This is a genomic window from Labrys sp. (in: a-proteobacteria) (genome assembly GCF_047605565.1).
Classification (GTDB): domain Bacteria; phylum Pseudomonadota; class Alphaproteobacteria; order Rhizobiales; family Labraceae; genus Labrys; species Labrys neptuniae.
This window is the reverse complement of the sequence record NZ_JASGFM010000014.1, coordinates 92,002-105,223: the sequence shown is the minus strand read 5'-3', so window position 1 is coordinate 105,223 and position 13,222 is coordinate 92,002. Positions and strand designations below refer to the sequence as shown.

The following is a 13,222-nucleotide window of genomic DNA, read 5'->3' as shown; positions in this document are numbered from 1 at the left end:
GATGTCTTTCAACGTCTCGGCCTGGTCCATTCGCAATCCGGTGCCTTCGATCGTCCTGTTCGTGGTACTGATGGCGCTTGGCTGGGTCTCGTTCCAGAATCTGCCGATCACCAAATTCCCCAATATCGACATCCCCGTCATCACGGTGACGGTGACCCAGGTCGGCGCGGCGCCCTCCGAGCTGGAGACCCAGGTGACGCGCAAGATCGAGGACGCGGTCACCAGTGTCGCCGGCGTCAAGCATGTGCAGTCGACCATCACCGACTCCACCTCGACGGTTGCCATCGAGTTCTGGCTGGGCACCAACACCGACCGCGTTCTCAACGACGTCAAGGATGCGGTGACCAAGATCCGTACCGAGCTGCCCCGTGACATCGAGGAGCCGGTGGTTGCGCGCCTCGAGATCGAGTCGCAGTCGATCATGACCTATTCGGCTACGGCCCCCGGCATGACGCTGGAGCAGCTGTCCTGGCATGTCGACAATGTGGTGAAGCGGGACCTGCAGAGCCTGCGTGGCGTCGGCCGTGTCGACCGCATCGGCGGCGTGACGCGCGAGATCCGCGTGGCCGTCGATCCCGATCGCCTGCTTTCGCTCGGCATCACCGCCGCCGACGTCAACCGTGTGCTGAAGGCGACGACGGTCGACCTGTCGGGCGGCAAGGGCGAGGTCGGCAATCGCGAACAGGCCATCCGGACGCTGGCCGGCGCTCATACGGTCGACGAACTCAAGGAGACCAAGATCACGCTGCCCGGCGGCCGGCAGGTGCGCCTCAACGAGATCGCCGACATCACCGACGCCTATGCCGACCAGACCTCGTTTGCGCGCATCAATGGCTCGACGCCGATCGTCGCCTTCTCTGTCTTCCGCTCCAAGGGCGCCAGCGACACCACGGTCGCGGCGGCCGTCGCCGCCAAGATCCAGGCGCTGCACCAGGCCCATCCCGAAGTCAGCTATGCGGTGGTGGACGATGGCGTCGCCTCGACCTATGGCAATTTCGAAGCGGCGATGCAGACTTTGGTGGAAGGCGCCATTCTCGCCGTCATCGTCGTGCTGATCTTCCTGCGCGACTGGCGGGCCACGCTGATCGCCGCCATCGCCTTGCCGCTCTCGGCGATTCCGACCTTCTGGGCGATGAGCATGATGGGCTTTTCCCTCAATCTCGTCAGCCTGCTCGCCATCACGCTGGTCACGGGTATCCTGGTCGATGACGCCATCGTCGAGATCGAGAACATCGTCCGGCACATGAAGATGGGCAAGTCGCCCTACCGCGCCTCCATCGAGGCGGCGGACGAGATCGGCCTCGCCGTGATGGCGATCACCATGACGATCATCGCCATCTTCGCGCCCGTGAGTTTCATGGGCGGCATCGTCGGCCAATATTTCAAGCAGTTCGGCCTGACCGTGGCGGTGGCGGTGTTCTTCTCGCTGCTTGTCGCTCGCCTGATCACACCGATGATGACGGCCTATTTCCTCAGGCCGCATGCCCATGTCGAGGCGCGCGACGGCGTGATCATGCGGGCCTATACCCGCTTCCTGGAAATGACGCTGGCGCGCTGGTTCTCGCCCTATCTCACGATCGTGGCCGGTTTCGGGCTCCTGATCGTGACCTTCGGCCTGATGGGCCTGCTGCCCCAGGGTTTCATCCCGCCCGAGGACAACGCCCGCGTCGTCATCTCCGCCGAGATTCCGCCGGGCGGCAAGCTCGAGAATACCCAGGCCAAGACCGACGAGGTGGTCGCCGCCATCCGCAAGATCCCGGAAGTCGAGCAGGTCTTCGTCATCGGCGGCACTTCGCCGACCGGGCAGCTCGACCCGCGGCGCGCGGCGATCTACGTCAAGCTCACCAAGCGTGAGACACGCGCACGCCACCAGCTCGCCATCCAGGACGACATTGCGCGCATCCTCACCGCCATTCCCGACATGCGGGCCTGGCGCGTCAACGACAATGGCGAGCGCGACGTCAACCTGGCGTTGAAGAGCAATGATCCGAAGGCCCTCGCCTTGGCGTCGTCGCGCCTGGAAGGCGCCATGCGCCATGTGCCTGGCTTCAACAATGTCGCTGCCAATACCGGCCTTGAACGGCCGGAAGTGCGCATCCTGCCGCGAACCGACGATGCTGCGCGCTATGGCATCACCACCGAGCAGATCTCGGAGGCGGTGCGCGTGGCGACCATCGGCGACATCGACGCCAATCTGGCCAAGTTCAATGCCGGGGACCGGCTGGTGCCGATCCGCGTGCAGTTGACCGAGGAATCCCGCGGCAATCTCGGCCTGATCGAAGCGCTCAGCCTGACCACGGCCTCGGGCGGCAGCGTGCCGCTCTCGGCGGTGGCGGATGTCGAGTTCGGCCAGGGGCCGACCTCGATCGAGCGCAACGACCGCGAGCGGCAGGTCAAGATCGGCGCCGACCTGCGCAAGGGGCTCGAGATCGGCGAGGCGCTGGAACTGGCCATGGCCTTGCCCGAGGCCAAGAACTTGCCCAAGGGCGTGGTCTTCGCGCCGACCGGAGACGCCGAAGTGATGGCCGAGGTGTTCTCGGGCTTTGCCATGGCGATGGGGACGGGCCTTCTGATGGTGGCGGGCGTGCTGGTGCTGCTGCTCGGCAGCCCCTTCCACGCCATCACCATCCTGCTCTCGCTGCCGCTGTCGATGCTCGGCGTGGTCCTGGCTCTGCTTGCCACCCACAACTCGATCTCGATGCCGGTGGTGATCGGCATCCTGATGCTGATGGGCATCGTCACCAAGAACGCCATCATGCTGGTCGACTTCGCGGTGGAGCGGGTCAAGCATGGCATGCACCGCCATGACGCCATCATCGATGCCGGGCGCAAACGCGCGCGGCCGATCGTGATGACCACCATCGCCATGGTGGCCGGCATGGTGCCGACGGCGCTGGGACATGGGGATGGCGGCGAGTTCCGGGCACCGATGGCGATTGCCGTGATCGGCGGCCTGATCGTCTCGACCCTGCTGTCGCTGATCTTCGTACCGTCCTTCTATGCGGTCATGGATGATCTCACGCGTGGCATTTCCTTCCTCTTCGGTCCCCTCGTGGGGCCGAAGGACGAGACGGGGAAGGCCGGCGTTCCAGCCGCGCTGGAGAACGGCCATGGCAGCAGGGGAACGGCTGCGGCGGCGGAATAGAGCGGAAACATCCAATGCCTTTCAACTGCTTTGGACACAGCACCGGTGCCCCTGTCAGGGCGCTGGTCATTCTTAAGTCTTCACGGCTCGGCAGGTGCCGGCATCATCGAAAGCGACGATAGGGACCGTCATGAACTTCATGCCCTTGCCGGACCGTGATCCGACCCCTCGTGAACGAGCCTATCTGGCGGCTCTGGAAGCGGGCGAACTGAGACCGTCGATCAGCGGGCAGGCCGGCCATATGTGCCGGAAGTTCGGTTGGTGCGAGGCCGTCTTCCATTTGCCCGACGGCTCGCAGAAAACGCGATCGGAATTGCCCAGCCAGATGGATTCGATCGCGGTGATCAAGGCGGGCTACCGGGCCATCGGCTATTGCCTCACCCCGCGCGGCCGGGCCGCCCTGGCACGGCCTGCAGCGAAAAGGTAGTCCGCCCCGCCGCTGGATGATGGGGGCCTACAGCCAGTTCTTCCAGCGGAACAGCACATAGGGGGCGATGGCGACCACCACCATCAGGATCAGGGCCATTGGGTAGCCATGTGCCCATTTGAGTTCCGGCATGTTCTCGAAATTCATGCCGTAGACCGAGGCCACCAATGTCGGTGGCATGAAGATCACGGCCATCACCGAAAAGAGCTTGATGATGTTGTTCTGTTCGAGATTGACCAGGCCGAGCGTGGCGTCGAGCAGGAACTGGATCTTGCCGGACTGAAAGGTCGCGTGTTCCTCGAGTGATTGCAGGTCGCGCAACGTCATCTTGACTTCCTCGCGCAGCTCCGAGGGCACCTTGGCGGCTTTGAGGCCCGCCGAGAACCACAACAGCACCCGCTCGATCGAGACCAGGCTTTCACGCGATTTCGAGACGAGGTCGCCATGACGGCCGAGCGCCTGCAAGGTGCGCTGCAGGGTGGCGTTGCGATTGCCTTGCTTGACGGATTCCTTGAACACGCCGCGCGAGAGCGCGTCGAGGCGCTCGCCGGTGTCCTGCAGCACCTCGGCAGCGCGGTCGATGACGGCATCGATCAGTCCGGCCATGATCGCCTCGGGACTGCCTCCGCAGCCGCCGGCCTTGACCGCATGGCCCGTATAGGTGGTGAAGGATTTCGGTTCGCTGTAGCGCACCGTCACCAGGACGTTGGCCGTGAGGATGAAGGTCACCGCCGAAATGTCCGGCTCGCTGGTGTTGACGTTCACCAGGAGGCGGGTGGTCATGTAGCGCGTGCCGTTCTCCGACCAGATCAGCTCGGAGGGTTCGATATCGTCCATATCCTCATGGGTGGGGATGGAGATGCCGAGCAGCGCCTCGACCTGCTGGTCTTCCTCGCGCGTCGGGTTGAGCAGGTCGATCCACAGGACATCCCCCGTGAGGGGCTCACCTGGCTGCAGTGTGTGGGGCAGCAGCCTGTCCTTGGTCGTCGGGCACAAGCGATGTGTGGTGATCATGACGGGCCCTGCGACAAGGGAGTGAGGAATTGGCCATCCCGCCAAATCGCAAAACGCTCTAGGGAGGAAAGATGACGGCAGCGTGATCTCGATCGATATCGGTCACAGCCAGCAGAAAAGCTGCCGATGGCGTTTGTCAAGAATGACGAAGGTCTCGTCCCGGGCCTTGTCGCCGACCTGGAACGCGATCTCGGCAAGGCGCTGCGCAAAAAGGGCATCACGAAAGGCCCGGCGCCGATCCTTCAGCTGGTTCCGCTGCAACTGCGGACAACCCCGATGCAGGGGATTCGCACTCAATTTGAGCGGGGCGGCTTGGCCTTGGGCGGGTTCTGGGGCTGCGGTCCGCCCCTGAATTGAATTGGAAGCCGGAGCGGAAAGGTCTCTCCGCTCACATTGGCCGGCGGTTTGGGAAAGGGCGCGGCCCGCTTGAGCGCGTCGAGCGCGGCCTGGTCGAACTCGCTCTTGCCGGAGCCCTGGACCACCGTTGCCGACAGCACCTGGCCGTTGCGATCGAGGACAAACTGGACCGTGACCTGCGCCGATGGCAGGGGCGGCGGCGTCTCGCCTTCCTTCACGGGTGGTTGGGGCAGGTTCGGAAACAGGGTATTGGCCCCCACCTGCCGAAGCAGGGCAGCGTGCCAGCTCTTGGCATCGGTGATCGGCGCAGCGGCGGGAGCCGGCTTGGACTGGGCCCAGGCGGGCGAGACCGCCAAAAGCGCTCCCTGGGGCGCTCCGAGCAAAGCCAGGATCAGTGCAAGACGTCGGAAGGCAGACATGGGTTGTTCCGGAAAGTTATGGCGCTTTGCCGTCTGGAAAAATCGCCCAGAATCGCAAAGACGCGTCGAACCAACGAGGCCGGGCAAAACAGCGTCTCCATCTGAACGCGCCTTGCTCCGGGGAACACACCCTTGTTGCCTTTCCAGAGGGATTGCAAGCTTTTGATATTACTATGGAATAGTTCTTATCGGGGCTTGCTGCGAAGCCCACTCATCCCTCGATTTCCTCTCGCAGCATCTCCAGTGCCAGCCATTCCTCCTCGGCATGCGCCTTCTCGGCTTCGAGTTTGGCAAGCTGCTGGCTGAGCTCGGCGAATTTTTTCGAATCCTTGGCGAAGAGGTCGGGGTCGGCAAGCCGCTCCTGCAGGCTCGCTGCCTTGGCGGCAAGCTGGTCGATCTTGCCGGGCAGGGTCTCGAGGGCGTGCTTCTCCTTGAACGAGAGTTTGCGCTTGCCGCTGCGCTCTGGCGTCGAACCGGCCGCTGCCTGATCCGCGACGGCCGGCTTGGGCGTTTCCGCCTTCTCGGCCGGTTTGCGGGCGACGCCCCCGCCGCGCTGGGCCACCATGTCGCTATAGCCGCCGGCATATTCCGTCCAGCGCCCGTCGCCTTCGCTCATCAGGATCGAGGTCGAGACCCGGTCGAGGAAGTCACGGTCATGGCTGATGACGATGACGGTGCCCTGATAGTCCCCGATCATCTCCTGCAGGAGATCGAGTGTTTCCAGGTCGAGATCGTTGGTGGGTTCGTCGAGGACGAGGAAATTGGAGGGCTTGGCCAGGGCGCGCGCCAGCATCAGCCGGCCGCGTTCGCCGCCCGACAGCACCGAAACCGGCGTGCGCGCCTGCTCGGGCGGAAACAGGAAATCGCGCATATAGCCGATGACATGCTTGCGCTCGCCGCCGACCTCGACATAGTCCGACCCGCCGCCGGTGAGCGTGTCGCTGAGGGTCGTCTGCGGGTCCAGGCTCTCGCGGCGCTGGTCCAGCGTCACCATCTGCAGGCTGGCCCCGAGCTTCACCACGCCGCTGTCGGGCGGGATGGCACCGGTCAGGAGGTTAAGCAAAGTGGTCTTGCCGGCGCCGTTGGGGCCGACAATGCCGATCCTGTCACCGCGGGCGATGCGGATGGAGAAATCCTTGACGATCGGCGGACCGCCCCAGTTCTTGTTCATGCCGATTGCCTCGACGACGAGCTTGCCGCTTTCCTCGCCTTCGGTCATCGTCAGCTTCACCGCGCCGGTGACACGGCGGGCATCGCGGCGCTCCTGCCTGAGGGCGGCGAGATTGGCCATGCGGCGGACATTGCGCTTGCGGCGGGCGGTCACGCCATAGCGCACCCAATGCTCTTCCGCCACGATCTTGCGGTCGAGCTTCTGGCGGTCGCGCTCTTCTTCTTCCAGCACCTGGTCGCGCCACTCCTCGAAGAAGGCAAAGCCGCGGTCCGTGCGCCGGGTCTGGCCACGGTCGAGCCAGACGGTGGCGCGCGACAGGTTTTCGAGGAAGCGCCGGTCGTGGCTGATCAGCACCAGGGCCGAGCGCAACGAGCCGATTTCCTTTTCCAGCCACTCGATGGCCGGCAGGTCGAGATGGTTGGTGGGCTCGTCGAGCAGCAGGATGTCCGGCTCGGGGGCGAGCGCGCGGGCCAACGCCGCGCGCCGGGCCTCGCCGCCGGAGAGATTGTCGGGGCTCTCTTCGCCCGTCAGGCCGAGCTCATTGAGCAGATAGAGCGCGCGGTAATCGTCATCACCCGGCCCAAGGCCGGCCTCCACATAGGCGAGCGTGGTGGCAAAGCCGCTTAAATCCGGCTCCTGCGGCAGATAGCGCACCGTGGCGCCGGGATGCACGAAACGCTCGCCGCGATCGGCCTCGATCAGGCCGGCGGCGATCTTGAGCAAGGTCGACTTGCCGGAGCCATTGCGGCCAACGAGGCAGAGCCTCTCGCCGGGCGCGATCGACAGATCGGCTCCCTCGAGGGTCGGGGTGCCGCCAAAGGTCAGTTGGACATCGCGCAGGAAGAGCAGGGGAGGAGCCATGCGCGCCTTGTGCAGGCGGGCGAGAGATGGGTCAAGCCTTCATTGGGGGCGCCATGTGCTCAAAGGCACACCCCACGTAATCTGGAAGGCGTAGATGAAGCCAATGTGAACGGCGGTACGTTCACGAGAACGCGATATAAAGAAATTCGGAACGTTGCAGCAAAGGCACAGCCGAACACGGAAGTCTTGCTTATTGTAAGTGCCGGTTCTCCCGATCCCAGTAGGATGTGTAATGTCGTCTCTCTCCCGCCGCGTCTTTCTCATGGGCGCTTCGCTGACTGGGCTGGGCCTTGGCCTGGCCAGTTGCGTGACCGATTCAGCCGCAATCAAGCCGGTCGTCGTGGCTTCGGCCGATCCGGCAACGCTGCCGGCGGTGCCGGTAGATGGCCGGCCGACCGATGAGATCACGCAGCCCGAACAGCCCCTTACGCCTGAGGGCACCTATGACTACAAGGCGATCTATGGTCAGAAGACCGACGGTAAATTCGTCGTGCCGGCCGTGGATACCAAGCGTATCGGCCCGCAATTCTTGCGCGCCGAGGTCGATTATCCGACCAGCGAGCAGGCGGGCACCATTATCGTCGATCCCAGGGCGCACTACCTCTACTACGTCATGGGTGGCGGACGGGCGATGCGCTACGGCGTCGGCGTCGGCAAGCAGGGCTTCGGCTGGTCGGGCACCGCGGAAATCCGCTACAAGCGCGAATGGCCCGATTGGTATCCGCCCAAGGAAATGATCGCCCGCCGTCCCGATCTCAAGCCGAGCCTCACCCAGTTGCAGAGCGGTGTCGGCGTACGCGGCGGACCGCGCAATCCGATCACCGGACGCGCGATGTATCTGTGGCAGAACAACAAGGATACGCTCTTTCGTATCCATGGCACCAACGAGCCCTACAGCATCGGGCACAACGCCTCCTCGGGCTGCATCCGCATGATCGTCCAGGACGCGATCGACCTCTACAGCCGCGCCCCTCTCGGTGGCCGCGTGGTCGTCCTCGGCCCCGGCATGTCGGAAGCCTGAGCGGACGTCGATTTCGCCTATCGCTGTGTTTGAGCAAGGCCGGGCTTCATGTCCGGCCTTTGTCTTGTGGGCTCGACCCCGCCTGCCGGCGCGTCTGAAGGGAGGCCGTAGATAGTCTCGGCCTTCCCTGGTGTACGTACATCAAATCGCCGTTGCACAGTCCGGAAGGATTTGCCATGGTGAGGCAAGCCGAGGGACAGGTCAGACAAATGGTCCCAGGCCGAGGGGGCGAGCCGGCACCTAGAGCGGCTCCGGACTCTGCGGCCCGAAGGCATCACCTTAGGAGACGCAGCATGGCGGCCACGATCAAGGGACCGGCGATCTTTCTCGCCCAGTTCGCGGGCGATGCCGCGCCCTTCAATTCCCTCGATTCCATCTGCAAATGGGCCGCCTCGCTCGGCTACAGGGGCGTGCAGATCCCGAGCTGGGACGACCGTCTGTTCGATCTCAAGAAGGCGGCGGAGTCGAAGACCTATTGCGACGAGATTGCCGGTGTGGTCGCCAAGCACGGCCTCGCCATCACCGAATTGTCGACCCATCTGCAGGGCCAGCTGGTTGCCGTGCACCCGGCCTATAACGAGGCCTTCGACGGGTTTGCGCCGCCGGAAGTGCGCGGCAAGCCGAGAGAGCGGCAGGCCTGGGCCGTGGAGCAGCTGAAGGCTGCCGCGACAGCCTCTCGCCATCTCGGCCTCGATGCCAGCGTCAGCTTCTCCGGCGCCCTGGCCTGGCCTTTCGCCTATCCCTGGCCGCAGCGGCCGGCGGGCCTGATCGATGAGGCGTTCGGCGAGCTCGCAAAGCGCTGGAAGCCGATCCTCGACGCCTATGACGAGGTCGGCGTCGACGTCTGCTACGAGCTGCATCCGGGCGAGGACCTGTTCGATGGTGCCACCTTCGAGCGCTTCGTTGACAGGCTGAAGGGGCACAAGCGCGCCAACATCAATTACGATCCGTCGCATTTCGTGCTGCAGCAGCTCGATTATCTTGCCTTCATCGACATCTATCACGAGCGCATCAAGGCCTTTCACGCCAAGGATGCCGAGTTCAATCCGACGGGCCGCCAGGGCGTCTATTCGGGCTATGCCTCCTGGACGGAGAGGGCGGGGCGCTTCCGTTCGCTGGGCGACGGCCAGGTCGACTTCACCGGCGTCTTTTCCAAGCTCGCCCAATATGATTACGCTTCCTGGGCCGTGCTCGAATGGGAATGCTGCCTCAAGCATCCCGAAGACGGCGCGGCGGAAGGGGCGCCCTTCATCGCCGCCCACATCATCCGGGTGACGGAGAAGGCTTTCGACGATTTCGCCGGCGGCGGCACCGATCGCAAGGCGGTGCGGCGCATGCTCGGCCTGGGCAGGTAGGCAGGCAAGCATCAGCTTAGGCCTGCGAGGCGCGAGTTTTACCCTCCCCTGGAGGGGGAGGGTCGACACGCAGTGTCGGGGTGGGGTGACTTCTTGAGAGCAATCAGCCGCTCATGACATCTCGACCTGTGCGTTTTCACCCCACCCCGGCCCTTTGGGCTGACCCTCCCTACGCAACTCAAGTGAGTTGCGGACATCCAGGGGAGGGTGTTGCAATCAGGGAGACAACAGATGGCGATCGAGGGCCGTTCGGACAGCAAGGCAGGCGGGCGCGTGCGCTATGGCATGGTCGGCGGCGGAGAGGGCGCTTTCATCGGCGCCGTGCATCGCCTCGCCGCCCGCATGGACGATGATTATGTGCTGGTGGCGGGCGCCCTGTCGTCCACGCCCGAGAAGGCCCAGCGTTCGGGCGAGGCGCTCGGCCTCGATCCGGGCCGGATCTATCCTGATTTCGAGACGATGGCGCGCAAGGAAAAGCGGCGCAAGGACGGCATCGAAGCCGTTTCCATCGTCACGCCCAACCACATGCATGCACCGGCGGCCGAGGCCTTCATCAAGGCCGGCATCCATGTCATCTGCGACAAGCCGGTGACGACGACGCTGAAGGACGCCCTGCGCCTGAAGAAGCTCGCCGCCGACAAGGGCGTGATCTTCGCGGTGACCCACAATTACACCGGCTACCCTCTCATCCGCGCTGCGCGCGAGATGGTGAAGTCGGGTGAGCTCGGTGCCATCCGCCTGATCCAGGTCGAATATCCGCAGGACTGGCTCACCACGCCGATCGAGCACACCGGCCAGAAACAGGCCGATTGGCGCACCGATCCGAAGCGGTCCGGCGCCGGCGGCGCCATCGGCGACATCGGCACCCATGCCTTCAACCTGGCCCAGTTCGTCGGCGGTCTGGAGGTTTCGGAATTGCTGGCCGAACTCACATCCTTCGTGCCGGGAAGGGCTCTCGACGACAACGTCCAGATCCTGCTGCGCTATGCCAATGGCGCGCGCGGGGCGCTGTGGGCGAGCCAGGTGGCGCCCGGCAACGAGAATGGCCTGATGCTGCGCGTCTATGGCGAGAAGGCCGGATTCCACTGGCGCCAGGACAACCCGAATTATCTCTATTTCACCCCGCATGGCGAACCGACCCGCATCATCACCCGCGGCTCGGCCGCGGCCGGCGAGGATGCGGCGCGGGTGACGCGCGTGCCGCCCGGCCACCCCGAAGGCTATCTCGAAGGCTTCGCCAATATCTATACCGAGATCGCCCGCGCCATCCGGGCCGCCCGCAGTGGCGAGGCGCTCGATCCGGTCGTGCTCTTCCCCGGTATCGACGACGGCATTGCCGGCATGGCCTTCATCGAGGCGGCCGTGAAATCCTCCAAGAAGGGCGGCGTCTGGGTGAAGCTGTAGGAAAGCGGACCGCCTATCCGGCTCGGATCTCGGTAGAGACAACGAGCGTCTCGACCCGGCGCAGGAGTGCCTCATCGGCGTCGATCTGCCAGGTCAGCAGGTGATACCAGTTGAACCCTGCCCACAATGCGATGCGTTCATCGATCAGCTGGGCAGGAAATTCGCCGCGCGCTGCTGCCCGCTCGAAGAGATGGCGCACCGGCCGGAACAGCACGGGCAGGAACTCGTTGCGCAGTCGCGAGCCCGCTGCCTCGCTCGCTTGCGCCTCGGCGAGCAGCGCCCTGAAGGCACCGCCGGGCGGTGTCCGCCAGAAACGCCAGAGATCGGCGGTGTGCTGCACCAGATCCTCGATCAGACTGCCGGTGTCAGGCAGGCTGATCGCCCGAGCCTTTTCGGCTCCATAGGCTGCCATGAACAGATCGGCCTTGGTCGGCCACCAGCGATAGACGGTGGCCTTGCCGGCGCCGGCACGCCGTGCAGCCTCCTCGATGGAAAAACCGGCATAGCCTCGATCCGCCAGAAGCTGTCGTGCGGCCTCGATGATGGCGGTCTCGGTCTGCGGATTGCGGCGGGCACCGATCGAGCGGCGCCTTGGCTGCGTGGCTTTCGTCTCCATGCGGTGCCTCCCCATCTTGACATAACGAAACGTATCGTTTTATTCAATCATAACGATACGTATCGTTTCATTAGTTGGCAAATACGCGCCGTCAAACCGCCTGCCGTGAATCACATGCATCAGATGGAAAACACCGCCTCCGCCGCTATTCGGCAGGCCGCTCCCGCTTTGGTCCTGACCCTGGCAGTCGCAACCGGGGCCATCGTCGGCAATCTCTATTATGCCCAGCCGCTGGTGGCCAAGATCGCGCCCGAGATCGGCATCGGCCCGGACCTGGCTGGCGCCATCGTCAGCCTCACCCAGATCGGCTACGGCCTCGGGCTCATCCTGCTGGTGCCCTTGGCCGATCTCATCGAGAACAAGGTCCTGGCCCTGGCGACGCTCGTTTGTGCGGCCGCCAGCCTGCTCCTGGCGGCTGGCGCGCAAGGTGTCGTGGCTTTCCTGTTCGCCTCGCTCGCCATCGGCATATTCTCGGCCGGTGCCCAGATCCTGGTGCCCTTCATCACCCATTTCGTTCCGCCCGAGCGGCGCGGACGCGCGGTCGGCCTGGTGATGGCGGGCCTGATCACCGGCATCATGCTGGCAAGGCCGGCCGCCCTTTTCGTGGCGGCCTATCTGAATTGGCGGGCAGTCTTCCTGGCATCCGCCGTGCTGATGATCGCGATCGGCGCCGTCCTGTGGCGCATGATGCCGCGCTACCAGCCGTCTGGCACGAGCCATTACGGGGCGGTGCTGGCCTCGCTGCCCGGCCTCGTGCGGAATACGCCGATCCTGCGTCGCCGCGCCGTCTATCAGATGCTGCTGTTCTGCGCCTTCAACCTGTTCTGGACCGCTGCGCCCTTGATGCTGACGGAACGTTTCGGCATGTCCGACTATGCGATCGGGCTCTTCGCCCTCGCCGGGGCGGGCGGGGCGCTGGCAGCACCGCTGGCGGGTCGCCTTGCCGATCACGGGCATGGCCGCATGGCGACCTATGGTGCGATGGCCTCTTTGGCGCTCGCCTTTCTCGCAACGGTTCTCGGCGAGCACATCCTGTCTCTTCTGGTGCTGATCGTGGCGACGCTGGTGATCGATGCGGCGGTCCAGACCAACCAGATCGTCAGCCAGCGCACCATCTTCTCGACGGCTCCGGCGGTCCGCGGCCGTATCAATGCCCTCTACATGACGACGGTGTTCGTCGGCGGGGCCCTCGGGTCGGTGCTGGGTACGCTGACCTACCATGCCGGTGGCTGGATAGTCACGGCCGCGACCGGCGCCGCGCTCGGCATCGCCGGGCTGGTCGCCTTCGCCACGGAACGGCTCGAACACCGCTCTCCTGACTGAGGAGGGCGGCGATAGCGCTTAGAGCGTTTTCCAGAAAAGTTGCTAGACTTTTCGATTAAGAAAACGCGTCAAAACAAAGAGATAGAGAGAAAGTGCGATTCAAGGAAAT

At 64.5% G+C, this 13,222-nt stretch carries 10 protein-coding genes; 6 read left to right on the top strand and 4 right to left on the bottom strand.

The features are described 5' to 3' along the window. The first annotated feature begins 1 nt into the window (after position 1). Both QM672_RS14855 and QM672_RS14850 read left to right on the top strand, forming a co-directional pair. Positions 2-3,145 (top strand): efflux RND transporter permease subunit, encoded by a 3,144-nt coding sequence (locus tag QM672_RS14855; RefSeq protein WP_415083412.1) that lies wholly within the window; start codon positions 2-4, stop codon positions 3,143-3,145. Between the two features lie 130 nt (positions 3,146-3,275). Continuing rightward, entirely contained in the window at positions 3,276-3,572 is a 297-nt protein-coding gene (locus tag QM672_RS14850) for a hypothetical protein (protein WP_311933691.1), read from the top strand. A 27-nt stretch (positions 3,573-3,599) separates the two neighbouring features. On the opposite strand, the gene QM672_RS14845 is transcribed toward QM672_RS14850, so the two are convergent. The 3 genes from QM672_RS14845 to QM672_RS14835 form a co-directional block, all read right to left on the bottom strand. After that, positions 3,600-4,586 (bottom strand): magnesium transporter CorA family protein, encoded by a 987-nt coding sequence (locus QM672_RS14845; protein ID WP_415083410.1) that lies wholly within the window; start codon positions 4,584-4,586, stop codon positions 3,600-3,602. 293 nt (positions 4,587-4,879) lie between these two features. Then, on the bottom strand, positions 4,880-5,362 hold the full coding sequence (locus tag QM672_RS14840) for an energy transducer TonB (RefSeq protein ID WP_311933685.1): 483 nt from the start codon (positions 5,360-5,362) through the stop codon (positions 4,880-4,882). A 211-nt stretch (positions 5,363-5,573) separates the two neighbouring features. Continuing rightward, complete coding sequence (locus QM672_RS14835) at positions 5,574-7,394, bottom strand: ABC-F family ATP-binding cassette domain-containing protein (RefSeq protein WP_415083407.1); 1,821 nt, start codon at positions 7,392-7,394, stop codon at positions 5,574-5,576. A gap of 232 nt (positions 7,395-7,626) precedes the next feature. Between QM672_RS14835 and QM672_RS14830 the strand changes: the two genes are divergently transcribed. The 3 genes from QM672_RS14830 (at position 7,627) to QM672_RS14820 (ending at position 11,174) form a co-directional block, all read left to right on the top strand. Continuing rightward, a complete protein-coding gene (locus QM672_RS14830; RefSeq protein ID WP_311933680.1) occupies positions 7,627-8,415 on the top strand; it encodes a L,D-transpeptidase in 789 nt (262 codons plus the stop codon). Between the two features lie 293 nt (positions 8,416-8,708). Next, complete coding sequence (locus QM672_RS14825; protein ID WP_367624189.1) at positions 8,709-9,770, top strand: sugar phosphate isomerase/epimerase family protein; 1,062 nt, start codon at positions 8,709-8,711, stop codon at positions 9,768-9,770. Positions 9,771-10,001: 231 nt separating this feature from the next. Then, positions 10,002-11,174, top strand: a complete 1,173-nt coding sequence (locus tag QM672_RS14820) for a Gfo/Idh/MocA family protein (RefSeq protein WP_415083405.1) — start codon at positions 10,002-10,004, stop codon at positions 11,172-11,174. 13 nt (positions 11,175-11,187) lie between these two features. Here the strand turns inward: QM672_RS14820 and QM672_RS14815 are convergent, their stop codons facing one another. Next, a complete protein-coding gene (locus QM672_RS14815; RefSeq protein WP_311933673.1) occupies positions 11,188-11,790 on the bottom strand; it encodes a TetR/AcrR family transcriptional regulator in 603 nt (200 codons plus the stop codon). 114 nt (positions 11,791-11,904) lie between these two features. Between QM672_RS14815 and QM672_RS14810 the strand changes: the two genes are divergently transcribed. Next, on the top strand, positions 11,905-13,113 hold the full coding sequence (locus tag QM672_RS14810) for an MFS transporter (RefSeq protein WP_415083402.1): 1,209 nt from the start codon (positions 11,905-11,907) through the stop codon (positions 13,111-13,113). The last annotated feature ends 109 nt before the right edge of the window (positions 13,114-13,222 follow it).

Excerpts from the sequence above, each read along its gene's own strand:
- QM672_RS14815 (WP_311933673.1), bottom strand. The coding sequence starts at position 11,790 with ATGGAGACGAAAGCCACGCAGCCAAGGCGCCGCTCGATCGGTGCCCGC.
- QM672_RS14825 (WP_367624189.1), top strand. The coding sequence starts at position 8,709 with ATGGCGGCCACGATCAAGGGACCGGCGATCTTTCTCGCCCAGTTCGCG.
- QM672_RS14840 (WP_311933685.1), bottom strand. The coding sequence starts at position 5,362 with ATGTCTGCCTTCCGACGTCTTGCACTGATCCTGGCTTTGCTCGGAGCG.
- QM672_RS14850 (WP_311933691.1), top strand. The coding sequence starts at position 3,276 with ATGAACTTCATGCCCTTGCCGGACCGTGATCCGACCCCTCGTGAACGA.
- QM672_RS14835 (WP_415083407.1), bottom strand. The coding sequence starts at position 7,394 with ATGGCTCCTCCCCTGCTCTTCCTGCGCGATGTCCAACTGACCTTTGGC.
- QM672_RS14830 (WP_311933680.1), top strand. The coding sequence starts at position 7,627 with ATGTCGTCTCTCTCCCGCCGCGTCTTTCTCATGGGCGCTTCGCTGACT.
- QM672_RS14845 (WP_415083410.1), bottom strand. The coding sequence starts at position 4,586 with ATGATCACCACACATCGCTTGTGCCCGACGACCAAGGACAGGCTGCTG.
- QM672_RS14855 (WP_415083412.1), top strand. The coding sequence starts at position 2 with ATGTCTTTCAACGTCTCGGCCTGGTCCATTCGCAATCCGGTGCCTTCG.
- QM672_RS14820 (WP_415083405.1), top strand. The coding sequence starts at position 10,002 with ATGGCGATCGAGGGCCGTTCGGACAGCAAGGCAGGCGGGCGCGTGCGC.
- QM672_RS14810 (WP_415083402.1), top strand. The coding sequence starts at position 11,905 with ATGCATCAGATGGAAAACACCGCCTCCGCCGCTATTCGGCAGGCCGCT.